This is a genomic window from Bradyrhizobium sp. 141 (assembly GCF_023074055.1).
In the GTDB taxonomy this organism is placed as follows: Bacteria; Pseudomonadota; Alphaproteobacteria; order Rhizobiales; family Xanthobacteraceae; genus Bradyrhizobium.
This window is the reverse complement of the sequence record NZ_JADPKR010000085.1, coordinates 78,214-102,186: the sequence shown is the minus strand read 5'-3', so window position 1 is coordinate 102,186 and position 23,973 is coordinate 78,214. Positions and strand designations below refer to the sequence as shown.

The following is a 23,973-nucleotide window of genomic DNA, read 5'->3' as shown; positions in this document are numbered from 1 at the left end:
AAGGGGACGGAATCAGTTCCGCTATGACAACGAACCAGATCAGCCTGCGCGCAGACAAGCGGCGCGGCCTTCATGCACGCTGGCGCGGCTTGCGCATGCTCGCGGCCGTCACCCTGATCGGTGCGGCGCTCGCGGGCTGCACGGGTGAGCAGTTCCAGAAGGGTTACATCCTGCCGCCCGGCGCGCTGGAGCAGATCCCGATCGGCGCGAGCCAGGATCAGGTGCTGATCGTGATGGGCACCCCCTCGACGGTCGCCACCCTCGATGGCGAAGTGTTCTACTACATCTCGCAGCGCTCGGAGCGCATGGTCGCCTTCATGAACCAGAAGGTGGTCGACCAGCGAGTCATCGCGATCTATTTCGACAAGAACCGGCGCGTGCGCCGGCTGGCGAATTACGGCCTGCAGGACGGCAAGATCTTCGACTTCATCAGCCGCACCACGCCGACGTCGGGCCAGGAGATGAGCTACCTCACGCCGCTGTTCAAGCTGCTCAGCTTCAACTGAGCAGAGCCTTTTCGAGCGAAGGTGGATACCGGTTCGCGTCAAGAAGCGCGTCAAACAAGAGCCTAGAGCCCGTTCCAATTCCACCGCAAGGTAAATGGCTCTAGCCTGCGGCGTCGTGCCGCCCTTCGCGCGGCCTTTGCCGTGGCGTGCGACTTGCCGTCGCAAGTGAGGTTCCCTACGCTTCCCGCCAAAGCAAAAAGCTGGGAGTGGATTCGTGTCCAAGAAACTTCAGAACACTTTGTTGTCCCGCCGTCGCGTGCTCACCGGTGCTGCTGGCCTTACGGCCGCAGCGATTCTGCCGCGATCGAGCCTTGCGGACTGGAAGCCCACCGAGACCGTTCGTCTCATTGTGCCAGCCGCGGCCGGCGGCTCGACCGACGTCATGGGCCGGCTCTTGGCCGCGCATCTGCAGACCGCATGGGGCGGGACGGCCGTCGTGGAGAACCGCTCAGGCGGCGGCGGTACCATCGGGACCGCCGAGGCGGTCCGCGCCAAGCCTGATGGCCACACCATCCTGGTCGGCAATCCCGGTCCAAACGCGATCGCCTACAGCATCTTCAAGAATCTCACCTACAAGCCGGAGCAGCTTCAGCCCGTCTCCAACATGATCCGGATCCCGAACATCGTCTCGGCACATCCGAAGACCGGCATCAAGTCGATCGCCGAGCTGATCGCCTATCTCAAGGCCAATCCGGACAAGCTCAGCTATGCCTCCTCCGGCGTCGGCCAGAGCCCTCACCTCACCGGCGCCTGGTTTCTCCAGCTCACCGGATTGAAGATGACCCACATCCCGTTCCGCGGCGCAGGTCCCGCGCTTCAGGCCGCGCTCGCCGGCGACATCCAGATCCTGTTCGACAATCTCTATCCGAGCCTGCCGCAGGTGCAGAGCGGCACGCTCAACGGTCTGTGCGTCACCACCACCGAGCGCAGCGATCTCGCGAAAGACCTGCCGACCATGCGCGAGAGCGCGCCGGAGCTCGCGGCTTTCGATGTCTCGTCGTGGTTCTCGGTGTTCCTGCCGAAGGGCGTCTCACCCGAGGTGCTGGGCGCGCTCAATCTCCAGGTCAAGGCGATGCTGGAGCGCGACGACGTCAAGAAGCAGATCACCGCCATGGGCGCCCGCGCCGACTACGGCACGCCGGAGCAGTTCGCCGCCTTCGTAGATGCCGAGACGAAGAAGTTCGCCGGCATCATCCAGAAGGAAGGGCTGCAGATGGACGTGCAGTAGCGGCACGGCCACGATCCGTAGGGCGGATTAGCGCTGCGTAATCCGCCGATTGCTACGGTACGTAAGGTGGCGGATTACGCTGCGCTAATCCGCCCTACGCAGTTCGTATTGTCCCAATCGGCCAGCTCTCCGGCGTGACTGTGTTGCCGACGGCGCGAAACTCGCATCGGCAGGCCAAAATGTCTCTTGACTTAGAGCGCGCTCAAACTCGTAGTTTGCGTGCGTCGTGATGAGAGACAGGTATGAAGATCGGCGAACTCGCCAAGCGTTCCGGACTGACGGCCCATACGATCCGCTACTATGAGCGGATCGGACTGTTGCCTTACGCCGACCGGGATCGATCCAGCCGACGTGACTTCGACGCCTCGATCCTTGCCTGGATCGAGTTTCTCGGCCGCCTAAAGACAACCGGCATGCCGATCCGGGACATGCTGCTTTATGCGGATCTCCGGGATCGCGGCAGCGGCACGGAGGCCGAGCGGCGCGCGCTGCTGGAGCGGCACCGCGAAAGCGTGCGTGCCCACGTCGACGAACTGAATGCCTGCCTTCTCGTCCTCGACACCAAGATCGGCGGTTATGCCGAAACGGAACAGAGGATGAAAGATTATGATGCAACACTTCCCGAACGCCGGCGAAAGCCGGTTGGAGCGCGGTCGCCGCGCACTGGCTGAGATCGACGGAGAGGCCGGCCACAAGGTCGTGGCGGCGCTTGGTGACATCGCCCCGGACTTCGCCACCTATCTATTCGAATTTCCATTTGGCGACATCTACTCACGGCCCGGGCTCGACGTCCGTTCGCGCGAAATCGCAACGATCGCAGCGCTCGCAGCCATGGGGAACGCCACACCTCAGCTCAAGGTGCATATCGAGGCAGGTCTGAATGTGGGGCTCGGCCGAGAGGAGATCATCGAGATCCTCATGCAGATGGCCGTCTATGCCGGCTTCCCGGCCGCCGTGAACGGCCTGTTCGCAGCCAAGGAGGTATTTGCCCAGAGAGCCGAGGGCGGATCGGAGCCGAAAGCCTGAGGCTCGACCGTCGGGCCTTGTTTTGTGGTGCGGCCGGCCTGCGCTGCCCCTGACAAAAAAAACCGCGGCTCGCGCCGCGGGTTTGTCTTGCAGAGCCTCTGCTCGCCGCTCAGTGCGCCAGGATCGCCAGCAGCAGCAAGGCCACGATGTTGGTGATCTTGATCATCGGGTTCACCGCGGGGCCGGCCGTATCCTTGTAGGGATCGCCGACGGTATCGCCGGTCACGGCCGCCTTGTGGGCATCACTGCCCTTGCCGCCGAAATGACCATCCTCGATGTACTTCTTGGCGTTGTCCCAGGCGCCGCCGCCCGAGGTCATGGAAATCGCGACGAACAGGCCCGTCACGATCACGCCGAGCAGCATCGCGCCCACCGCTGAGAAGGCCGCCGATTTGCCGGCCACCCCGCCGCCCGCGATGGCGTAGATCAGGAAGTAGACCACGATCGGCGACAGCACCGGCAGCAGCGAGGGGATGATCATCTCCTTGATCGCCGCCCGGGTCAGCAGGTCGACCGCCTTGCCGTAATCAGGCTTGTCGGTGCCCTGCATGATGCCAGGCTTCTCGCGGAACTGGCGCCGTACCTCCTCGACGATCGCGCCAGCCGCACGCCCGACCGCCGTCATGCCCATCGCGCCGAACAGGTAGGGCAAGAGGCCGCCGAACAGCAGACCGACAACCACGTAGGGATTGTTCAGCGAGAAGTCCGGATTGACGCCGGCGAAGTAAGGATGATGCGCGCTGTCCGCAACGAAGAACTTGAGGTCCTGGTTGTAGGCCGCGAACAGCACGAGGGCACCGAGACCGGCGGAGCCGATCGCGTAGCCTTTCGTCACCGCCTTGGTGGTGTTGCCGACCGCGTCGAGCGCGTCGGTCGACTTGCGCACCTCCTTCGGCAGGCCCGCCATTTCGGCAATGCCGCCGGCATTGTCGGTGACGGGGCCGAACGCGTCGAGCGCGACGACCATGCCGGCCAGCGCCAGCATGGTGGCGGTCGCGATCGCGATGCCGAACAGGCCGGCGAGGCTGTAGGTGACCAATATGCCGGCGATGATGACGATCGCGGGCAGCGCGGTCGCCTCCATCGAGACGGCAAGGCCCTGGATCACGTTGGTGCCGTGACCGGTCACCGAGGCCTGGGCGATCGACTTCACCGGACGATAGTCCGTGCCGGTGTAGTATTCGGTGATCCAGATGATCAGCGCCGTGACGACGAGGCCGACCACGCCGCATTCGAACAGCGCCATGCCGGTATAGTCGACGCCGTCGAGCTTGCCGAAGCCGATCAGGTAATAGATCACCACCGCAATGCCTACTAGCGACAGGATGCCGGTTGCGATCAGGCCCTTGTAGAGCGCGCCCATGATCGACTGGCTCGGCCCGAGCTTGACGAAGAAGGTGCCGATGATCGAGGTGATGATGCAGATGCCGCCGATCGCGAGCGGCAGCGTCATCATGTTGGCGAGAATCGGCGTCTTGGCGAAGAAGATCGCCGCGAGCACCATGGTGGCGACCGCGGTCACCGCATAGGTCTCGAACAAATCGGCGGCCATGCCGGCGCAGTCACCGACGTTGTCGCCGACGTTGTCGGCGATGGTCGCGGGGTTGCGCGGATCGTCCTCGGGGATGCCGGCCTCGACCTTGCCGACGAGATCGCCGCCGACGTCCGCACCCTTGGTGAAGATACCGCCGCCGAGACGGGCGAAGATCGAGATCAGCGAGGCGCCGAAGCCGAGCGCCACCATGGCGTCGATGACGGTACGGCTGTCAGGCGCAAGCTTCACCGAATGGACCAGGAAGCCGAAGTAGAGCGTCACGCCGAGCAAGGCGAGACCCGCGACCAGCATGCCGGTGATCGCCCCGGCCTTGAAGGCGAGCTCGAGGCCACCGGCGAGCGACGTCGTCGCGGCTTGCGCGGTGCGCACATTGGCGCGAACCGAGACGTTCATGCCGATGAAGCCGGCCGCCCCCGACAGGACGGCGCCGATCAGAAAGCCGATGGCGACGTAGATACCGAGGAAATAGACAAGCAAGACGAAGATGACCACGCCGACGATGCCAATCGTCGTGTACTGGCGTCGCAGATAGGCCTGTGCGCCCTCAGCGACCGCTCCTGCGATCTCCTGCATGCGCGGCGACCCCGCATCCGCGCTTAACACCGAAGACGTCGCCCAAATCGCGTAGACGACGGAAAGCACTCCGCAGAGCACAATCAACCATAATGCTGTCATGTGATTTTTGCCTCAGATCCTTGATGTACCCCCGGCGCCTTTTGTTGTCCGTCTTGCGGTGCGGCGCCTTGATTTCGAACAAAGCCGCCCAGAGGCGGCCTTAGTCGGTCGCAAGCTTGCCAAAATCAAATTGAGGGTGCAACGCCGGATAAGGCCAAAAACGCCGATCTCGGCAGGTATTTAGGAGCAAGTACCAAGAACTAAGATGCCGGTTTGGAGCAATTCCTAGAAGTGGCTGTAGGACAGCCGCTTCAGGGCCAATTCCTGGCCCTGCCCGTCCAGAAAGCGCGGCCTCTCCGTCCCCGCGACGATGGTGCCGATCGCCGTGACGGCAAGGCCGGCCGCCCGCCCCGCGGCAATCAGTGCATCACCTTGCGCCGGCGGGACGGTGCACAGCACCTCGTAATCGTCGCCCCCCGCAAGCAGCGTCTCGACGCAAACGATTTTGCGGGCGAGCAGGCCCGCCGCCGCGGCTGAGAGCGGCACGCTTGCCACGTCGACCGTGGCCGAGACCCCGGACGCTGCGCAGAGTTTCACCAGATCGCCGGCGAGCCCGTCGGAGACGTCCATCGCTGCGGTCGCATGATCACGCACGGCCCGTGCCAGCACATTGCGCGGCTGCGGCACGCGATAGCGCCAGACCAGGGCGTCCCTTGCTGCGGGGTTGGTCGCGAGCGCTGCCGCAGCGGCGCCGCCTGTGACCACGTCCAGGCCGAGCGCAGCATCGCCGATCGTGCCTGTCACCAGGATGCGATCGCCTGGCCTGGCGCCGGTACGGCCGACCATCCGCCCTTGCGGCACGCGGCCAAAGGCAGTGATCGAGACCATCTGCGGGCCCGGCGTCGAGACCGTGTCGCCGCCGAGCAGCGGGCAAGCGAATTCCTTCGCGTCCTCGCCCAGCGCGTCCGCGAAGGGCCGCAGCCAGGCATCCTCCTTGCTGCGCAGCGCCAGCGTCAGCACGAAGCCGGCCGGCACGGCGCCCTTGGCGGCGAGATCGGACAGGTTCACCCGCAGCGCCTTGCGCGCGATGGTGTCAGGGGGATCATCGGCAAGATAGTGCACGCCCTCGACGACGGCGTCGGTGGTGACGACGATGTCGTCGCCTGATGAGGAGAGCACCGCAGCGTCATCGACCAGACCGAACGCACCGGGATCGGTCGCCAGCGGCTTGAAATAGCGCGCGATGAGGGAGTCTTCGGCGGAAGCTTGGTATTTGTTCTGCGTCACGATAGCAGACCCGTCATCCCTGCGCGATGGCGAAGCCATCGTCGCTGGAGGTGCGAGCCCTTGCGAGCCTCGAAGGATGCACGGCCGAGGCGCAAGCTTCGTGGCACGCCGTCGTCCTTCGAGGCCTTCGCTTCGCTACGGCACCTCAGGATGACGGCTACTGCAAAGGCCATCGACTGATCCTACCCCCGCCCGAACTCGTCGCCGCGAAACTGGCGGCCGATCTGGTCGAGCACGGCGTTGACCATGCCGGTCTCCTCGCGGTCGACGAAGGCGTTGGCGACGTCGACATATTCGGAGACGACGACGCGGCCCGGTACGTCCTTGCGGTGCTCCAATTCGTAAGCCCCGGCTCGCAGCACCGCGCGCAGGATCGCCTCGATCCGCTTCAACGGCCAGCCCTTCGACAGCGCCTCGTCGATCAGGGGGTCGAGCTTCTTCTGGTCGCGCACCACGCCCGAGACGACGTCGCGGAAGAACGCGGCTTCGGCCGGCAGGTAGGTTTCGCCCTCGACCTCGTTGCCTAGCCAATGGCTCTCGAACTCGGCAAAGATGTCGTTGATGCCGGCGCCCGCGATATCCATCTGGTACAGCGCCTGCACGGCCGCGAGCCGCGCCGCACCGCGCCGGTTCGCCTTTTTCTCGGCAGCGCCTGCCGGCTTTTTGATGTTGTCGGCCATGGCTCAGGCCCGCGTCAGGCGGCGTTTGATGCGCAGCATCGCAAGCGCGGCGCGCGCGGCATCGCCGCCCTTGTCGAGCTCGCTGGCGCGTGCCCGCGCCCAGGCCTGCGCCTCGGTGTTGACGGTGAGGATGCCGTTGCCGAGCGGCAGCTTTCGCGCCACCGCAAGATCCATCAGTGCACGCGAGGATTCCTGCGACACGATCTCGAAATGAATCGTGTCGCCGCGGATCACGCAGCCGAGCGCGATCACGGCGTCATAGGGCTTGCCGTTCGCCGCCGCGGCATCCATGGCGATGGCGACCGCCGCCGGAATCTCCAGCGCGCCGGGAACCGTGATGACGTCATGCGTCAGGCCGGCCGCCTTCAGCTCGGCGATGGCGCCGTCCAGAAGCGCGTCCTGGAGATCGTCATAAAACCGCGCCTCGACAATCAGCGCGCGCGCGCCGGAAATGTCAGTCTGGTCCTTCAGGGGTGCGCGCCGCGCGTCTGCCATCGTTCAATCCGTTCTACAGTGGTTGGCGCGTTATGTAGTCGCCGCAAGCACGTAAGCCAAGTTTTAAACTGCCATTTCCGTCAGCCGCGCCGCGTAGCGGGCCATCAAATCGACCTCGATATTGACCTCGTCCCCCGCCTTCCAGCCGTCGATCGTCGTGACATCAAGCGTGTGCGGGATGATCAGCACCGAAAAGGTCACGTCCTTCACGGTATTGACCGTCAACGACACGCCGTCGAGCGTGATCGAGCCCTTGGTGGCGATGAACCGGGCCAGCTCCCGCGTGGTCGCGAGCTCGAACCGCGCCATGTCGGGCAGATCCTCGCGACTGACGAGGGTGGCGATACCGTCGGCATGGCCGGCGACGATATGCCCGCCGAGCTCGTCGCCGATTTTCAGCGCGCGCTCGAGGTTGAGGCGCGTGCCGACCTTCCAACGCTTGGCCGTGGTCAGCGCCAGCGTCTCCGCCGCAGCATCGACGTCGAACCAGGTTTTGCCACCTTCGATTCCGGAGGCGACAACCGTGAGGCAGACGCCGTTGCAGGCGATCGAGGCGCCGTCGGCGATAGTGGTCTGATCATAGCGGCAGGCGATGCGCAGCCGGTGCAGCTGCCCCTTCGCCGTCGGCGTGAAGCCGACGATCTCGCCGATATCGGTGACAATGCCGGTGAACATTATGCGCGCTCGTAGATGGTGAGAGTATCCTTATCGAATGTCTCGCTAGCATGAACCTTGTAGGCCTGCGACTGCGTGATTTCTGACAGGGGCAATGCATCGAGCGCATCGACGCCGCCGGGGCCCACCACTTCCGCCCCGCGGAACAGCCAGATCTCGTCGACGAGGTCGGCCGCGACGAACGAGGACGCAACCCTGCTGCCGCCCTCGACCATCAGGCGGGTGATGCCCTTCCCGGCCAGCGCATGCAGCACGGCGGGCAAATCGAGCCCGGAGGCATTTGCCGGCGGGACGCGGATCACTTGCGCGCCCGTCGCCCCGAGACGCGTCGCTGCTGCGGCTTCCGCAAGATCAGAACCCACCACCCAGAGCGGCGTCTCGCGCGCGGAACTTATGAGCTTGCTCGCGCCGGGAATGCGCAGGTTTTGATCGAGCACCACGCGCACCGGCGAGCGCGCCGCCATGCCCGGCAGGCGGCAGGTGAGAAGCGGATCGTCCGCCAGCACCGTGCCGATGCCGACCAGGATGGCATCGCTCTGGGCGCGGAGCAGATGCACGCGATTGCGCACTGCTTCGCCGGTGATCGCGACCGGCTTGCCGCCGGCAGCGCCGATCTTGCCGTCGGGCGACACCGCGAGCTTCAGGATCACATGCGGACGCTTGTCCCGGATCCGGCGGAAATGCCCGGCATGGTCAAATGCGGCTTCCGCCGCGCACAGGCCCAAATCGACCGTGATGCCGGCGGCGCGCAGGCGCGCATGCCCCTGTCCCGCGACCTCAGGATTGGGATCCTCGATCGCCGCCACCACCCGCTTGATGCCGGCCGCGACCACCGCATCGGCGCAAGGCGGCGACTTGCCGAAATGCGAGCACGGCTCCAGCGTGACATAGAGCGTGGCGCCCCGTGCGGCTTCGCCGGCCCGCCGTAAGGCTTCAGGCTCGCCATGCGGCCGCCCGCCGGGCTGCGTCCAGCCACGCCCGACGATCACCCCGTCCTTGACGATGACGGCGCCAACGGCCGGATTGGGCCAGGTGCGCCCCTGCCCGCGCTTACCCAGCGCCAGCGCAAGCTGCATGAAGCGAAAATCGGCGTCCTTGGCCTCGCGGGCCTTCTGCGCGAACTGATCTTCCAGGATGCGGAAGATCATTTGCGGATCGCGGCGAGCCGCGCTTCCTCCTCACCGGAGAGCTCGCCGAGCACATCCGCAAAATCCTTGGCCTCGCGGAAATTGCGATAGACCGAGGCAAAGCGCACATAGGCGACGTCGTCGAGCGTGCGCAGATGCTCCATCACGGTCTCGCCGATCACCTCGGAGGAGATCTCGGCCTCGCCCCCGGTCTCGAGCTCGCGCACGATGGTGGAAACCATCTTCTCCACCCGCTCCGGCTCGACCTGCCGCTTGCGCAGGCTGATCTGCACCGAGCGCATCAGCTTGTCGCGGTCGAACGGCACCCGGCGGCCGTTGCGCTTGATCACGGTGAGCTCGCGCAGCTGCACGCGCTCGAAGGTTGTGAAGCGGAAATTGCAGGCGACGCACACGCGCCGCCTGCGGATCACGGACGAGTCCTCGGTCGGACGCGAGTCCTTTACCTGCGTATCGAGACTGTTGCAGTTCGGGCAGCGCATCCGCTTGGCCTAGCCTTACTGATAGATCGGGAACCGGTCGGTGAGCGCCTTGACCCGTTCCTTGATCGCAGCTTCGACCAGCGGCGCCTTGCCGTCGTCGGACTGCGCGATCGCGTTGAGGACCTCGGCGATCATGCCGCCGACCTGCTGGAATTCGGCGACGCCGAAACCGCGGGTGGTCGCCGCGGGGGTGCCGAGACGCAGGCCGGAGGTGACGAACGGCTTTTCGGGGTCGAACGGAATGCCGTTCTTGTTGCAGGTGATGGCGGCGCGAACCAGCGCCTTCTCCGAGACGTTGCCCTTCAGGCCCTTCGGCCGGAGATCGACCAGCATCAGATGGTTGTCGGTGCCGCCGGAGACGATGTCGAAGCCGTGGCTCTTCATCGCCTCGGCCAGTGCCTTGGCGTTCTCGACGACGTTCTTCGCGTAGACCTTGAAGTCCGGACGCAGCGCCTCGCCGAAGGCAACCGCCTTCGCCGCGATCACATGCATCAGGGGGCCGCCCTGCAGGCCCGGGAAGATCGCCGAGTTGAGCTTCTTGGCGAGCGCCTCGTCGTTGGAGAGGATCAGGCCGCCGCGCGGACCGCGCAGCGATTTATGCGTGGTGGTGGTGGTGACGTGGGCATGCGGCACGGGCGAAGCATGCACGCCGCCGGCAACGAGGCCCGCGAAGTGGGCCATGTCGACCAGGAGATACGCGCCGACCGAATCCGCGATCTCGCGGAAGCGCTTGAAGTCCCAGGCACGCGAATAGGCCGAGCCGCCGGCAACGATCAGCTTCGGCTTGACCTCTTCGGCCTGCTTGGCGACCGCGTCCATGTCGATGATCTGGTCCTCGCGGCGCACGGTGTAGTGCGCGGCCTTGAACCACTTGCCGCTCATGTTGACGGGCGAGCCGTGGGTGAGATGGCCGCCGGCCGCGAGATCGAGACCCATGAAGGTGTCGCCGGGCTGCAGCAGCGCCAAAAACACCGCCTGGTTCATCTGGCTGCCGGAGTTCGGCTGCACGTTGGCGAAATTGGCGCCGAACAGCTTCTTGGCGCGATCGATCGCGAGGTTCTCGGCGACGTCGACCCACTCACAACCGCCGTAGTAGCGCGCGCCCGGATAGCCTTCCGCATATTTGTTGGTCATCACCGAACCCTGCGCTTCCAGCACGGCCCGGCTGACGATGTTCTCCGAGGCGATCAGCTCGACCTCATGGCGCTGACGGCCGAGTTCGCCCTTGATGGCGGCGGCGATTTCCGGGTCGGCCTGCTCGAGCGAGGCGGTGAAAAACGAATCGGGCGCGGAGGCGGTTTTGGCTGCGGTCATCTTGCGAATATCTCCACCGCCGCAGCCTTTTGGCGGGCTACGGGCGGTCTGGTGTGGCGATCGGAAGCGGCGAGCGCGATCTACCACATCGCCCGTCCCCGGCCAAGCATTTGCGGGTCGGGGGCGAGATTTGTGCAAGATATGGTGGGGAGGGGAGGTTTTCGGTAACTGGACAGGCTTGAGGAAACCGCCCGCCCGTCACATCCTAAATGGGGCCGCTTCGGGCCTTTAACCCCTCATGCCCGAAGCCGTGGGTTGCCGCAGAAATCGCGTCACAGCCCGGTATACCCCGCCTTCACGGGATCCACGCTGCCGTCGAGCTGGCGCAGATAGGTCAGGCCGCAAACGGTCAACCTGTGCGGGTCCTTCTCGCCGGCCTCCATCAATGTATTGAGATAGTTCGTGACCTTGGCCCGTGCCTCCTCGCTGGCCGCAGCGGTGCGGTTGGCGAGCAGGTCATAGGTCTGCATGATGCGGTCGATGGCGGCTTCCATGGCACCCTCTGGTTCTCTTGAATTTTCGGAGCTCGATCAGGCAACCGCGCGGGCTTCGGACTGGGTCTCGAACCAATTGATCGCCTTATTAGCGAGCCTGATCTTGTTGAATTCGCCTTGCTGGAGCAGCTTCACGACAATCCCCAGCAGGCGTTCGTCGGTGACGAGAGTATCGGGGATCGCGCCGGAGCGGCGAAGATAGTTCGCGGCGATGGCGTAGGCCTCGCTCACGAGTTCCACGTTCATCGCCTGAAGCCCGCGCTCGACCAGCATCGACTTGTCTCCGATCCGAAGGAGATAAGCGCTGAACCCGGAACTGGTTCCTCGGCGCGAGCATTTTTTTCGCAGGTGCACAAAGTAAAACGCACCGGTCCGGAGGGGATCCGGGCCGGCGCGCTGGGGAAGTTGAGGCACGTTCAGGAGGCTTGCCGGTCTTGTTGAGGGCCGGCTTGGCCTTGATCCTTGGAAACTCAGAGCCGATAGAGGATCTGGTCGGTCCAGAACCGCTCGAGGCGATGCAGCGACTTGTTGAGGGTCGAGAACTCCTCGCCGGAGATGCCGCCGACCTGCTCCACCGTCTTGACGTGCTTCTGGTAGAGCGTATCGACGATGCGGCGGACTTCCTGGCCCTGCGGCGTCAGGCGGATGCGCACCGAGCGGCGATCAACGCGCGAACGCTGATGATCGAGGAAGCCGAGCTCGACGAGCTTCTTCAGATTGTAGGAGACGTTGGAGCCGAGATAGTAACCGCGCGTGCGCAGCTCGCCCGCGGTCAGCTCCTTGTCGCCGATGTTGTAGAGCAGGAGCGCCTGCACCGAGTTGATGTCCGCACGACCGCGGCGATCGAATTCATCCTTGATCACGTCGAGGAGCCGGCGATGCAGCCGTTCCACCAGAGTCAAAGCTTCCAGATAGAGCGACTGCACCGAACCCTGCTGGCCGGAGACGCGCTCTGCGGTATCTGCCGCAGTTGCGACGGCTTTCATCATGACACTTCCCCTGTTGTCGTTTTTATCGACACTTATTCGACGAAACTTGTGCTCCGTCTGATAGGTGCAACTTAAGGGGCTCGTTTGAAGATCGGCTTAAATAAGAGAATAAAGAGATCATGAATTTAAGACAGTGAATTGCGGATTAAGCCTGTGCCACAAGCACTTTTCGCAACGCTCTGTTGACCTTCGCAAGGTCCTGTTCACCCTCCGTCCGCCCCCGCTGTCGCATTCCAGAACAGGCCCGCTCCGTTTCGAAACGGGCGCGTAACGGCTGTGGCGGAACCGGCTGGTCAACGAAAACTTACCGCAAATTTTAAGCAACCAACGGTCAACCAAGAGCAACACTCTCGTGTCCCGGACAAGCGCAGCGAAGCGAAGCGCAGAGCCGGGACCCAGATGTCTCAAAGCGAGATCGCCGAGAGATAGGCCCCGGCTCAGCAGCGCACTACGCCGCAAGCGCGGCGCGCTGCGCTGCGTCCGGGGCACGAGAGCATTTGCGTATCGAAAGCGTCGCCTACGGCGGCCGTTCGCGCGCGGCCATCCAGGCGAGCGCGAGATAGGCGGCGAGCATGAAGGCTTCGACGCCGACGACGATCAGGCTGCCGCCGTAGATGCCCGGGAACATCAGCTCGATCACCGCCATCGACACCACGGTCGTCAGCCACACCACAGCGCCCCAGGGCGTTGCCAGCCACAGGCCGACCGCGGCGACGAGTTCGATCACGGCAAAGTAGACGGTCGCGGCCTGCCAGGCCATCGACTGGTTCTCGAACGCCTCGTCCTCGCCGCCGACAAATCCCGTCACCTGCGCCCAGTGATAGAGACCTTTCAGGATCGAGAGCAGCGCCATCACCCGCAGGAACAGCACCAGGCGGCGCGTCCAGACATTGTCGTCGGACTCGGCCCGCTCGGACGAGATCGCAGCCACCGACATCGCGCTGTCTCGGGCATTGTCTCTGACGGCGTCCCTGGGGCTGCCGTCACGGGCCGCATCGCGGGTGGAGATCTCGGACATGGGCCCCCTTCTGGCTGCTTCGGCCCGCAAAATCAATCGGCTGCCCGGTCAGTTCAACTCTGCCTTGCGGCAGGTCAAGCCGCGGTGGCGGGAACCATGCGAGCTGGTATAAGAATAATTCCAGCCGGAGGAAGAGTGATGGCGATCAAATACGGACGTCCGATCGAACTGCGCGAGGTTTCGCGCCGGGATGGCGCTGGCGCCTCCCCTGCCCTCGATCTGACCGTCCGCCCGCGCCGCAACCGCAAGGCCGAATGGGCCCGGCGCATGGTGCGGGAGAACGTACTCACCACAGACGATCTGATCTGGCCGCTGTTCCTGATCGACGGCAACAACAAGCGCGAGCAGGTCGCCTCGATGCCCGGTGTCGAGCGCCTCAGCGTGGACCAGGCCGTGCGCGAGGCCGAACGCGCGATGAAGCTCACCATCCCCTGCATCGCGCTGTTTCCTTACACCGACCCGTCCCTGCGCGACGAGGACGGCTCTGAAGCGACCAATCCGAACAATTTGGTCTGCCAGGCGGTGCGCGCGATCAAGAAGGAGTTTCCGGAGATCGGCGTTCTCTGCGACGTCGCGCTGGATCCCTTCACCAGCCACGGCCATGACGGCCTGATCTCGGACGGCAAGATCTTGAACGACGAGACGGTCGCCGTGCTGGTGCGTCAGGCGCTGGTGCAGGCCGAGGCCGGCTGCGACATCATCGCGCCCTCAGACATGATGGACGGTCGCGTCGCCGCGATCCGCGAGGGGCTCGACCGCTCCGGTCTGCTCGACGTGCAGATCATGGCCTATGCGGCCAAATACGCCTCCGCCTTCTACGGCCCGTTCCGCGACGCCATCGGCTCGGCCAAGACGCTCACCGGCGACAAGCGCACCTATCAGATGGACAGCGCCAACACCGACGAAGCGCTGCGCGAGGTCGAGCTCGACATCGCCGAGGGCGCCGACATGGTGATGGTGAAGCCCGGCATGCCCTATCTCGACGTCGTCCGCCGCGTGAAGGACACCTTTGCGATGCCGACCTTCGCCTACCAGGTCTCCGGCGAATACGCGATGATCGCGGCCGCCGCGAATAACGGCTGGCTCGACGGCGAGCGCGCGATGATGGAGAGCCTCCTGGCGTTCAAGCGCGCCGGCGCCGATGGCGTGCTGAGCTACTTTGCACCGAAGGCGGCGGAGAAGCTGCGCGCGCAGGGGTAGGTCTCGTAGGGTGGGCAAAGGCGCATTTGCGCCGTGCCCACGATTGGCCGCGATCGCTACCGGATGGTGGGCACGCTTCCGCCTTCGCTCTTCGAGCTACGGCGGACAAGTCGCTTTGCCCACCCTACGAGACCTTCACTGCCGGCCTCCCCCGCCCCCGAATCGCCGGAATATTTCGGCTTGTTAATCTCCTGCGCCCTTGGCACGGGGATGGCCTGTTCCCATGTCCTGCCTCGAGGGTTTTCCTCTGTTTCCCCTCTGGGAGGACGGACCATGTCGTATGACTCGGGCAATTCAGGCGCCTGGCGCAATGACGGCGGGGCGCAACCGCACGCTTACGATCCCTATCTGAATCCGGAACTGTTCCGCGGCGTTGCGACGCGGCGGGCGTTCGCTTTCCTGATCGACATGGTCGTGATCTCGGTGCCGGTGATCCTCGGCTACGTCTTCATCGCGCTGTTCGGCGTGGTCACCCTCGGCATCGGCTGGGCGCTGTTCTGGCTGGCCTGGCCGGCCTCCGTCATCTGGGCCATCGTCTACTACGGCGCCTGCATCGGCGGTCCCTCGTCGGCGACGGTCGGCATGCGCCTGATGGATCTGGAACTGCGCACCTGGTACGGCGCACCGGGCTATTTCGTGCTCGGCGCCACCCATGCCGTGCTGTTCTGGGTGACGGTGTCGTTCCTGACGCCCTTCGTGGTGCTGGTCGGACTGTTCAACGGCCGCCGGCGCCTGCTGCATGACCTCGTGCTGGGAACGGTCGTGATCAACAATTCGGTTCGCGTGCCCGCGCCGCAAGCCGCAAGGACCTGGTGAGCAAGGACCTGTCAACCCGAACCTACTAAGCTGACTGATCTGATCTGCCGAGCAGGACAATTGACCGTGGGCTTCTGGAGCGCGATGCTGAACCACACTTCGGAGGCCCACGACGTCCCTTGACCCAGCACTCGCGCGACACCCCACAATTTTACCTTACGGCGCCCTCGCCCTGCCCGTATCTGCCGGGCCGGCATGAGCGCAAGGTGTTCACGCACCTCGTAGGTGAGCGCGCGGGCGACCTCAACGACCTCCTGACCCATGGCGGCTTCCGCCGCAGCCAGTCGATCGCCTACCGGCCGGCCTGCGACCAGTGCCGCGCCTGCGTCTCGGTCCGCGTCGTCGCCAACGAGTTCCGGCCCTCGCGCAATTTCCGCAAGGTGATGGCGCGCAATTCCGACATCATCGGCGAGCAGCGCAGCGCAGTGCCCACCTCCGAGCAATATTCGGTGTTCCGCGCCTATCTCGACGCCCGGCACCGCCACGGCGGCATGGCGGACATGACCGTGCTCGACTACGCCATGATGGTCGAGGACAGCCATGTCGAGACCCGCATCATCGAGTACCGCAAGCGCGGCCCCGACAGCGGCATCACCGGCCGCGGCGAGGAGCTGATCGCCGTGGCGCTGACCGACGTGCTCAGCGACGGCCTGTCGATGGTCTATTCGTTCTTCGAGCCGGGCCAGGTCAGCCGCTCGATGGGCACCTTCATGATCCTCGACCACATCGCCCGCGCACGCCGGCAAGGCCTGCCTTACGTCTATCTCGGCTACTGGATCGATGGCTCGAAGAAGATGGACTACAAGGCCCGCTTCCTGCCGCAACAGCGCCTCGCGCCCTCAGGCTGGCTGCGCATCGACGCGCAGGGAGATGCGGCGTCCGAGCCGCAGGATTGAAGCTGGCGAATAGCGAGTTGGGCGTAGCGAGTAGAGCCACCATTCGCCATTCGCCACTCACCCAAAGAACGTATCCGCCAGCAGCTTCAGATTCAAAATCACGATCACGCCCGCCACGATCCACGCGATCGCGGCGACGTATGTGGGAATCGCGAACTTCCCCATCTTGCGGCGGTCGGAGACGAAGCGCACCAGGGGGATGACCGCGAAGGGCAGCTGCATCGACAGCACGACCTGGCTGAACACCAGCAGATCGGCTGTGCCGCGCTCGCCATAGATCGCGGTGACGACGATCACGGGAACGATGGCGATGCCGCGCGTCAAGAGGCGGCGCGCCCAGCTCGGCAGGCGCAAATCGAGAAAGCCTTCCATCACGATCTGGCCGGCGAGCGTCGCCGTCACGGTCGAGTTGAGGCCCGAGGCGAGCAGCGCCACTGCGAACAGCGTCGAGGCGATGCCGAGGCCGAGCAGCGGCGACAACAGCTCGAAGGCCTGGCCGATCTCGGCGACATCCGAATGGCCGCTCTTGTGGAAGGTCGCAGCAGCGACAACGAGGATCGCGGCGTTGATGAACAGCGCCAGCATCAGGGCGATGGTCGAGTCCGTCGTCGCCCATTTGATCGCCTCGCGCCGGCCGGTGTCGTTGCGCTCATAGGCGCGCGTCTGCACGATCGAGGAGTGAAGATAGAGATTATGCGGCATCACGGTCGCGCCGATGATGCCGATCGCGATGTAGAGCATTTCAGGGTTGATGAAGATTTCTGCCTTCGGCACGAAACCGTGCAGCACCTCCGCCACCGGCGGCGCCGCGGCCACGATCTGGACCGCGAAGCACACCGCGATCACCGCGAGCAGCGCGATGACGAAGGCTTCAAGGAAACGAAAGCCGCGGTTCATCAGGATAAGAAGCAGAAAAGCGTCGAGCGCGGCGAGCAGCGCCCCGCCGATCAGGGGAATGCCGAACAGGAGCTTGAGCGCGATCGCGGTGCCGATGACCTCGGCGAGATCGCAGGCGATGATCGCCGCCTCGCAGGCCAGCCAGAGCAGGAAGTTCACCGCCGGCGAATAGGTGGCGCGGCAGGCCTGCGCGAGGTCGCGGTCGGTGACGATGCCGAGCCGTGCCGCCAGCGACTGCAGCAGGATCGCCATCAGGTTCGAGAGCAGGATGACGGAGAGCAGCGTGTAGCCGAACTTCGATCCGCCGGCGAGGTCGGTCGCCCAATTGCCGGGGTCCATGTAGCCGACCGAGACGAGATAGCCCGGACCGACGAAGGCCAGCAGCCGCCGCGCCCAGTGGCCCGCGGCCGGAATGGCGATCGTGGCATTGACCTCGGCGAGGCTCTTGGTGACGGGCGCATCAGCGCGCCAGCCGGCGGTATCGGGAGCAAGGTGGGGTGATCGGGCATCCATGGGGCGAGAATACCCAACTTCGTTCTTATTGCAACTCATTTGCAACTGCATCTAGCGGCAAGGGGCACCACCCGTCCCGGCGGTTATTCGCCGCCCTGTCGGAAAGCGGGTGGGTTGGCGGGCCTCGGAGCCGGATACTGGCGCCAACCCGACTTTGCAGGAAATGAGCCATGTCAAACCCGCCCCGTCTCCCCGACACCTTTGGCCGCCTCGCCTGGTCCAACCTCGCGGCGCAGTCGGCCGAGCAGATCGCATTGGCCGCAGCCCCCATCGTCGCCGTGCTGACGCTCGGGGTGGCCGAAGGCCAGACCGGCCTGTTGCAGACCGCGCTGACCCTGCCCTTCGTGCTGTTCGCGATTCCGGCTGGCCTGCTCGCCGACCGCATCTCACGCCGCTCGCTGATGGCAGGGGCCGAGGCGCTGCGGGCCGTTGCGCTCGCCACCATCGTGCTGCTGCTCGCGCTCGGCGCGCTCAATCTGCCGCTGCTGGCGCTGCTCGGCTTCGCGGCGGTGTGCGGCACCGTCGTCTACAGCGTGGCCGCGCCGGCGCTGGTGCCCTCGCTGGTGAGCGCAGAGCTGTTGCCGGCAGCGAATGCGCGGATCGAGCTTGCGCGCACCATCGCCTTTGCCAGTGGGCCTGCGCTCGGCGGCGCGCTGGTGGGCTGGTGGGGCGCGAGCCCGGCCTTCGGCTTCGCCGCGGCGCTCTCGGCGATTGCCGTGGTGCTGCTCTCCGGCATCTTCGAACCCGCCCGCACGCCGGCGCCGCGGCGTCATCCGTTCCAGGACATCCGCGAAGGCGCGGCCTTCGTGTTTAACCATCCCCTGCTGCGGCCGGTGTTCATCACCCAGTTCATCTTCAACACCGGCTGGTTCCTGCAGATCGCCGTGTTCGTGCCCTACGCCGTGCGCCATCTCGGCCTGACCGCCGCCGGCGTCGGCACCGTGCTGACGATGTACGGCGTCGGCATGGTGATCGGCGCGCTGCTCGCCACCCGCGTGATGCAGCGCGTCGCCTTCGGCACCGTCGTCGGCCTCGGCCCGGTCACCGGCTTCGTCGCCGCATTGGTGATGGCGCTGACCGTGCTGGTCCCCTCACCCTGGCTCGCGGCCCTGAGCTTCTTCCTGCTCGGCGTCGGGCCGATCCTGTGGGTGATCTCGACCACGACGCTGCGCCAGTCGGTGACGCCGCCGCGCCTCCTGGGCCGCGTCTCCGCCATCAACATCATGAGCTACGGCGCCCGTCCGCTCGGCTCGGCGCTGGGCGCGGTCGTCGGCGGCCTCTGGAGCGCGGAAGCGTGCCTTTATCTGGCGGCGGCCGTGTTCGGCGCGCAGGCGCTGGTGATCCTGCTGTCGCCGGCTGTGGCACTCGACCGGCAACCGGACATGGTGGGGGACGAGGCGGCGGTAAGGTGCTAGCCACGTCGTCATTGCGAGGAGCCCTTCGCGACGAAGCAATCCAGAGTCCTTCCGCTGAGGGATACTGGATTGCTTCGCTGCGCTCGCAATGACGGAGAGTGCCGAGGCAGCCGCTAACTCGCCAGATAGCGCTCGTAGCTCCCCGTCACCGGTTCGCTCACGTCGACCTCGGGATCGAGCGTGTAGAGGTCCTGCGCGCGGCCGATGCCGCGCAGCGCGTAGCGGCCGGTGGAGACGAGATAGCGCCGCCCGGCGGCATCCAGGCCCTTGTAGAACTCCGCCGAGGCCAGCAGCTCGCGATCGACCGAGCGGCTCATCGAGGCGATGCGGCTGACCTCGTTGACGGTGGGGCCGACCACCGTGAAGTCGAGCCGGTCCTCGCTGCCGATATTGCCGTAAAAGACTTGGCCGACATGCAGGCCGATATAGGCTGACGTGGTGGGACGGCCATCGGCCTCGCGCCGCTTGTTCAGCGCCGCGATGTTCTTGCGGAACAGATGCTCGGCGCGCAGCGCAGCCCGCCGCGCATCCGCCATGTCCTCGCCCCAGAACATCGCGAGCACGCCATCGCCGATCAGCTTGAGCACGTCACCGCCGGCATCGTGGATGGCGTCGATCACGGCCTGCGCATAATCGTTGAGGAACGGAATGATCTCGTCGGGGCCGATGCTTTCGCTGATGCCGGTCGAGCCGCGCAGGTCCGAATACCACAGCACGGCGTTGATGCGCTCGGTGACGCCGCGCGAGATGCGTCCACGCAGCACCTGCTCGGAGGCATCGCGGCCGAGATAGACGCGGCCAAGCGTGCGCACGATGTCGACCTGCTGCGCCGACTTGATCGCGAGCCCCAGCACCGGCACGAGGTCGCGCAGCGCGGCAAGCTCGGCTTCGCTGAAGCCGCCGTCGCGCCGCGTGGTCCAGCAGGAATAAAGACAGTCCATCAGGCCGAGCGCGCCGTTCTCGCCGAAGCGATGCACGAAGGCGAGATAGTGCTTGTGGCCTTTTTCGGCGAGCTCGCCGATCTGCGAGAAATCCAGCGACGGCGCATCGGCGAGATCGATCACCATCTCGTCGTCGCCATTCTCGAGCATGTGGAAGAACACCGAGCGGCGCCAGCTCTTGGCGGCGTCGCCGTCGGCGGTCGAGCCGTATTCGAACGCGTCGCTCTCGTTGCTGGCACGGTCGCTCCAGCGGAAGCCGCGGCCCTCATAGATCGGATGCAGCGTGTCGATCACGACGAGCCCGCGCGACAGGTCCAGCCCTTCGGCGCAGCAGCGCTCGCAGAAGCCGCGGAGCAGTTCGTTTTCGGGGAGGCCCGTGAGCCCCTGGCCGGTGAGCCAGTTCATCAGCGCAAGGCGCGAGGTCAATTGCATGCGCCATTATGGCGTGCATTCGTGACGAGCGGAAGGCCACGCGCGAAGTCGCGCATCCAAGGCTCCCGCCCACAGCAGGTCGAATATGCCGCAGCCGCTGTTGACGCGCTGCCATGCCGGCTGCAAATGGAACCGATGACACCGCCGACCACAAATACAGGAACATGAGCCAGCGCCAGCTTCCGATCATCCTGGCGCTCGGCACCACGCAGACTCTGGCCTGGGCGTCCAGCTACTATCTGCCCGCGCTGATCGCCGATCCCATGGCGCGCGACCTCGGCGTCTCCTCCAACTGGATCTTTGGCGCGTTCTCGGCCTCGCTGGTGATCTCGGCGATGCTCGGCCCGCGCATCGGGCGTCAGATCGATCTCGTTGGCGGCCGGCAGGTGCTGTCGGCGTCGAACCTGACGATTGCCGCCGGCCTCGCGCTGCTTGGCTTCGCACACTCCGTCCCGGTGATGGTGTTCGCCTGGCTCGTGCTCGGCATCGGCATGGCAATGGGGCTCTACGATGCCGCCTTCGCCGCGCTGGGCCGCATCTACGGCACCGAGGCACGCAGGCCCATCACCGGCATCACGCTGATGGCGGGCTTTGCCTCCACGGTTGGCTGGCCACTCACCGCCTGGGGCCTCGCCCATATCGGCTGGCGCGAGACCTGCTTTGCCTGGGCGGCCGCCAACATCCTGATCGGCCTGCCGCTCAACTTCTTCATGCTGCCCGCGATCAAGGGCGCCAAGCAGGCGGCGGCCACGGCCGAGAAGCCGCATTTGCCGCTCGACCGCACCATGCTCCTGCTCGCCTTCATCTTCGCGGCGGTCTGGACCGTCACCGGCGCCATGGCCGCGCATTTCCCACGCATCCTGGAGACGACAGGGGCGACGCCGGCCGAAGCCATCGCGGCCGGCGCACTGATCGGCCCGGCGCAAGTCGGTGCACGCATGTTAGAGGCCGGCTTCCTCAGCCGCTTCCATCCGCTGTGGTCGACGCGGCTCGCCTGTCTCACCCACCCGATCGGCGCGGTGATCGTGGCGATCTTCGGCGGCGCCGCCGCGAGCGCGTTCGCGCTGTTCCACGGCTCGGGCAACGGCATCTTGACGATCGCGCGCGGTACGCTACCGCTGTCGATCTTCGGTCCGAAGGATTTCGGCTACCGTCTGGGCATCATCGGCGCGCCGGCACGGATGGCGCAGGCGGTGGCGCCGCTGGCTTTCGGCCTGCTGATCGACCTCATGGGCGCCAAGGTGCTGATCGTCTCCTCCGCGCTCAGCCTGTCGGCGCTGGCCGCGCTGTTCCTGATCCGCACCAAGCCGCGGCCTGATTGACGGCGCGGGAGCTTTCGCGCACAAGCGGCCCATGAGCGACGACGCCGGCCCGCCCCGCACCTTCAAAGGCCTCCTGCGCTGGGCGACCACGCCGCCGCAGGCCTGGGGCGTCTACCTCCTCGCCATCATCCTGGTGTGGCTGGTCTCATTCTATGCCGGCACGCTGAAGCCGAAGAAGACGCCGGAGCCGAGCCCGCCCGCGGCGACCGCGCCGCGGAGCTAAGCCGGCTTGGCATCGCTGGTCGCGATCCAGATGCCGGCGAACACAGCAACCAGCCCGATCAGAAGATTTGGCGTGATCGGCTCGCCGATCAAAAGCGCTGCGAGCAAGGCGGCGGCGATCGGATTAACCGTCATCGTATTGGCAACGCGGGTCGGCGTCGCACGCGCCAGTGCCATGACCCAGAGGATGAAGGCGAGCGCGCCGCCGCCAATCCCCAGATAGACACCGGCGATCCATTGCGCCGTCGTGAAGTGATCGAGCGCTGCAAAGCTGCCTTTCACCAGACCTGCCAGCACCAGCACCACAGCGCCCGCACCCATGCCGACCGTGAGAAAGCCGAGCGCGCTGGAGCGCTGCATCAGTGGCCGCGACAGCACGTTGTAGAACGCCATGCAGAACACCGCGCCGGCCATGATCAGCTCACCGCGCCAGGCGCCCGGCGGACTTTGGGCCAGGCCCGCGGCGAGCGCTGCCGCCACGCCCAACACGGCAGTGCCGACGCCCACGATCTTGCGCGCCGTCAGCCGCTCCACGCCGAGGATCGCGCCGACGACCATCGTGTGGAGCGGCAGCGTCGCCAGCGCGAGGCTGGCCCGCGCCGCGGTCGTATAGGACACCGCAATGTTGTAGAGGATGAAGAACACGCCGAAGAAGCAGATGCCGAGCAACGCGACGGCCGGCCAGTCGGACCGCTGCGGCCAGCGCACGCGAAGCAGAACCGCACACGGCAGCAGGCAGAGGAAACCGATCCCCCAGCGCAGGATCGCCAGCAGGATGGGATCGGCGCCACCGACGAGATAGCGGGTGATCGCCGCTGCAGTGCCGCCGATGCTGCTCGACAGCAGCGCGATCGCGACCCCGGCCCACTCTCCCACAATCATCTCCCCGTCGCGGAGCTTTCGTGGGCCCTAGCACGAGGCTGCCGCCAGCGTCATGGCAGCAGTATCAGCGCAAGATCAGTCGTAAAACTCCGGCGCCATTTTCTGGCTGTCGCGCTGGGCCTTGTCGTGGTTGATCCAGAGCTGCGCCTTCTCCTTGGCGAGGGTATCGGCGATCTTCTGCATCGAGGCCGCGCTCTGGTCCTTGTCGACGTTCATGCCGGGCACGCGGCGGTTGTCCCAATTGTCTTTGAAGTGCACCGCATCGCCCGACAGCACCACAGCGCCGGTCTTCGGCAGTTTCACCAACAGCGACTGATGCCCCGGCGTGTGGCCGGGCGTCGACAGGATGGTCACGCTGCCGTCGCCGAAGACGTCCTTGTCGCCCGTGAGCAGCTCGACCGGGTGCGAGGGCTTGAAGCGCGGCGCGTTGTTGGCGCCGGGCCAGTCATATTCGGCCTTCTGCACGTAAAGCATGGCCTGCGGGAACAGCTCGACATTGCCGGTGTGATCGGGATGCGTATGCGAGACGGCCATCGCCTTGACGTCCTCCGGCTTGAGGCCGAGCTGTTCGAGCTGGCCGGCCAGCGTCTTCGGCCGCCGCCAGGTGACGGCCTTGGGGTCGGCGGGCACGAGACCGTTGGGCATGGAAGCGACGGAATCGGCGATGCCGGTATCCCACAGGAACCAGCCCCTGCTGTGCTTGACGAGATAGCAGCTGTCGACGAATTCCATCGTCTTGCCCTCGTTCAGGCCGGGCGTCCAGCGCGAGATGTCGCCGGCGGTGCCCTCGCCGCAGTTGAGCACGTAGAGCCTTTCGACGCCGGTCTTTTCCGATTGCGCCAGCGCCGCGGGGCCGGACAGGCCCAGTGCAGCGATAAGGAGAGCGAGCTTGGTCCTGCGCATCATTGTTCCTCCCTTGCAGCCATGC

General features: G+C 65.6%; 26 protein-coding genes. 10 read left to right on the top strand and 16 right to left on the bottom strand.

What is annotated here, in order from left to right; translation table 11 throughout:
- Positions 1–23: 23 nt before the first annotated feature.
- From IVA81_RS26490 to IVA81_RS26475, 4 genes are all read left to right on the top strand, one after another.
- Complete coding sequence (locus IVA81_RS26490; RefSeq protein WP_247323408.1) at positions 24–506, top strand: outer membrane protein assembly factor BamE; 483 nt, start codon at positions 24–26, stop codon at positions 504–506.
- Positions 507–720: 214 nt separating this feature from the next.
- Positions 721–1,734, top strand: coding sequence for a tripartite tricarboxylate transporter substrate binding protein (locus IVA81_RS26485; protein WP_247323407.1), 1,014 nt, complete (start codon positions 721–723; stop codon positions 1,732–1,734).
- Positions 1,735–1,976: 242 nt separating this feature from the next.
- Positions 1,977–2,405 carry a MerR family transcriptional regulator gene (locus IVA81_RS26480; RefSeq protein WP_247323406.1) on the top strand — a complete coding sequence of 143 codons (429 nt, stop codon included), beginning with the start codon at positions 1,977–1,979 and terminating at the stop codon, positions 2,403–2,405.
- The gene (locus IVA81_RS26475) at positions 2,344–2,760 is read left to right on the top strand and encodes a carboxymuconolactone decarboxylase family protein (protein ID WP_247323462.1); all 417 of its coding nucleotides are present in this window, start codon (positions 2,344–2,346) and stop codon (positions 2,758–2,760) included. The genes IVA81_RS26480 and IVA81_RS26475 overlap by 62 nt, the downstream gene beginning before the upstream one ends.
- A 109-nt stretch (positions 2,761–2,869) precedes the next feature.
- Here the strand turns inward: IVA81_RS26475 and IVA81_RS26470 are convergent, their stop codons facing one another.
- The 12 genes from IVA81_RS26470 to IVA81_RS26415 all read right to left on the bottom strand — a co-directional run bounded on the left by IVA81_RS26470 (position 2,870) and on the right by IVA81_RS26415 (position 13,509).
- The gene (locus tag IVA81_RS26470) at positions 2,870–4,990 is read right to left on the bottom strand and encodes a sodium-translocating pyrophosphatase (protein WP_247323405.1); all 2,121 of its coding nucleotides are present in this window, start codon (positions 4,988–4,990) and stop codon (positions 2,870–2,872) included.
- Between the two features lie 225 nt (positions 4,991–5,215).
- Positions 5,216–6,217 (bottom strand): thiamine-phosphate kinase, encoded by a 1,002-nt coding sequence (gene thiL, locus IVA81_RS26465; protein WP_247323404.1) that lies wholly within the window; start codon positions 6,215–6,217, stop codon positions 5,216–5,218.
- A gap of 182 nt (positions 6,218–6,399) precedes the next feature.
- Positions 6,400–6,897: a transcription antitermination factor NusB gene (nusB, locus tag IVA81_RS26460; RefSeq protein WP_247323403.1), complete on the bottom strand. Its 498-nt coding sequence runs from the start codon at positions 6,895–6,897 to the stop codon at positions 6,400–6,402.
- 3 nt (positions 6,898–6,900) lie between these two features.
- On the bottom strand, positions 6,901–7,392 hold the full coding sequence (gene ribH / locus IVA81_RS26455; protein WP_247323401.1) for a 6,7-dimethyl-8-ribityllumazine synthase: 492 nt from the start codon (positions 7,390–7,392) through the stop codon (positions 6,901–6,903).
- A 63-nt stretch (positions 7,393–7,455) separates the two neighbouring features.
- Positions 7,456–8,067, bottom strand: a complete 612-nt coding sequence (locus tag IVA81_RS26450; protein WP_247323399.1) for a riboflavin synthase — start codon at positions 8,065–8,067, stop codon at positions 7,456–7,458.
- On the bottom strand, positions 8,067–9,215 hold the full coding sequence (ribD, locus tag IVA81_RS26445; protein ID WP_247323397.1) for a bifunctional diaminohydroxyphosphoribosylaminopyrimidine deaminase/5-amino-6-(5-phosphoribosylamino)uracil reductase RibD: 1,149 nt from the start codon (positions 9,213–9,215) through the stop codon (positions 8,067–8,069). Before ribD ends, IVA81_RS26450 begins: the two co-directional genes overlap by 1 nt.
- Entirely contained in the window at positions 9,212–9,694 is a 483-nt protein-coding gene (gene nrdR, locus IVA81_RS26440) for a transcriptional regulator NrdR (RefSeq protein WP_011087793.1), read from the bottom strand. The genes ribD and nrdR overlap by 4 nt, the downstream gene beginning before the upstream one ends.
- Before the next feature lie 15 nt (positions 9,695–9,709).
- Positions 9,710–11,008: a serine hydroxymethyltransferase gene (gene glyA / locus IVA81_RS26435; protein ID WP_247323395.1), complete on the bottom strand. Its 1,299-nt coding sequence runs from the start codon at positions 11,006–11,008 to the stop codon at positions 9,710–9,712.
- Positions 11,009–11,280: 272 nt separating this feature from the next.
- Entirely contained in the window at positions 11,281–11,502 is a 222-nt protein-coding gene (locus IVA81_RS26430) for a hypothetical protein (RefSeq protein WP_014494771.1), read from the bottom strand.
- Between the two features lie 36 nt (positions 11,503–11,538).
- Complete coding sequence (locus IVA81_RS26425) at positions 11,539–11,775, bottom strand: hypothetical protein (RefSeq protein WP_247323393.1); 237 nt, start codon at positions 11,773–11,775, stop codon at positions 11,539–11,541.
- 197 nt (positions 11,776–11,972) lie between these two features.
- The gene (locus IVA81_RS26420) at positions 11,973–12,491 is read right to left on the bottom strand and encodes a MarR family winged helix-turn-helix transcriptional regulator (protein WP_106952563.1); all 519 of its coding nucleotides are present in this window, start codon (positions 12,489–12,491) and stop codon (positions 11,973–11,975) included.
- Between the two features lie 517 nt (positions 12,492–13,008).
- Positions 13,009–13,509, bottom strand: a complete 501-nt coding sequence (locus tag IVA81_RS26415; protein ID WP_247323392.1) for a DUF6163 family protein — start codon at positions 13,507–13,509, stop codon at positions 13,009–13,011.
- Between the two features lie 138 nt (positions 13,510–13,647).
- Here IVA81_RS26415 and hemB point away from each other — a divergent pair, with 138 nt between their 5' ends.
- The 3 genes from hemB (at position 13,648) to IVA81_RS26400 (ending at position 16,421) form a co-directional block, all read left to right on the top strand.
- Positions 13,648–14,709 carry a porphobilinogen synthase gene (hemB, locus tag IVA81_RS26410; protein WP_247323391.1) on the top strand — a complete coding sequence of 354 codons (1,062 nt, stop codon included), beginning with the start codon at positions 13,648–13,650 and terminating at the stop codon, positions 14,707–14,709.
- Positions 14,710–14,982: 273 nt separating this feature from the next.
- Positions 14,983–15,525, top strand: coding sequence for an RDD family protein (locus IVA81_RS26405; protein ID WP_247323390.1), 543 nt, complete (start codon positions 14,983–14,985; stop codon positions 15,523–15,525).
- Between the two features lie 119 nt (positions 15,526–15,644).
- Positions 15,645–16,421 (top strand): arginyltransferase, encoded by a 777-nt coding sequence (locus tag IVA81_RS26400; RefSeq protein ID WP_247323389.1) that lies wholly within the window; start codon positions 15,645–15,647, stop codon positions 16,419–16,421.
- A gap of 57 nt (positions 16,422–16,478) precedes the next feature.
- On the opposite strand, the gene IVA81_RS26395 is transcribed toward IVA81_RS26400, so the two are convergent.
- Positions 16,479–17,831 (bottom strand): Nramp family divalent metal transporter, encoded by a 1,353-nt coding sequence (locus tag IVA81_RS26395; protein WP_247323388.1) that lies wholly within the window; start codon positions 17,829–17,831, stop codon positions 16,479–16,481.
- 170 nt (positions 17,832–18,001) lie between these two features.
- Between IVA81_RS26395 and IVA81_RS26390 the strand changes: the two genes are divergently transcribed.
- Positions 18,002–19,246, top strand: a complete 1,245-nt coding sequence (locus IVA81_RS26390) for an MFS transporter (RefSeq protein WP_247323387.1) — start codon at positions 18,002–18,004, stop codon at positions 19,244–19,246.
- Positions 19,247–19,359: 113 nt separating this feature from the next.
- Here IVA81_RS26390 and IVA81_RS26385 read toward each other — a convergent pair whose 3' ends face one another.
- Entirely contained in the window at positions 19,360–20,619 is a 1,260-nt protein-coding gene (locus IVA81_RS26385) for an adenylate/guanylate cyclase domain-containing protein (protein WP_247323386.1), read from the bottom strand.
- Between the two features lie 164 nt (positions 20,620–20,783).
- Between IVA81_RS26385 and IVA81_RS26380 the strand changes: the two genes are divergently transcribed.
- Both IVA81_RS26380 and IVA81_RS26375 read left to right on the top strand, forming a co-directional pair.
- Positions 20,784–21,941 carry an MFS transporter gene (locus IVA81_RS26380; RefSeq protein ID WP_247323461.1) on the top strand — a complete coding sequence of 386 codons (1,158 nt, stop codon included), beginning with the start codon at positions 20,784–20,786 and terminating at the stop codon, positions 21,939–21,941.
- 31 nt (positions 21,942–21,972) lie between these two features.
- Positions 21,973–22,164, top strand: a complete 192-nt coding sequence (locus IVA81_RS26375) for a hypothetical protein (protein ID WP_247323385.1) — start codon at positions 21,973–21,975, stop codon at positions 22,162–22,164.
- On the opposite strand, the gene IVA81_RS26370 is transcribed toward IVA81_RS26375, so the two are convergent.
- Together IVA81_RS26370 and IVA81_RS26365 are read right to left on the bottom strand one after the other, a co-directional pair.
- Entirely contained in the window at positions 22,161–23,039 is an 879-nt protein-coding gene (locus tag IVA81_RS26370; protein ID WP_247323384.1) for a DMT family transporter, read from the bottom strand. The genes IVA81_RS26375 and IVA81_RS26370 overlap by 4 nt on opposite strands.
- Positions 23,040–23,120: 81 nt before the next feature.
- Positions 23,121–23,951: an N-acyl homoserine lactonase family protein gene (locus IVA81_RS26365; RefSeq protein ID WP_247323383.1), complete on the bottom strand. Its 831-nt coding sequence runs from the start codon at positions 23,949–23,951 to the stop codon at positions 23,121–23,123.
- Between the last annotated feature and the right edge of the window lie 22 nt (positions 23,952–23,973).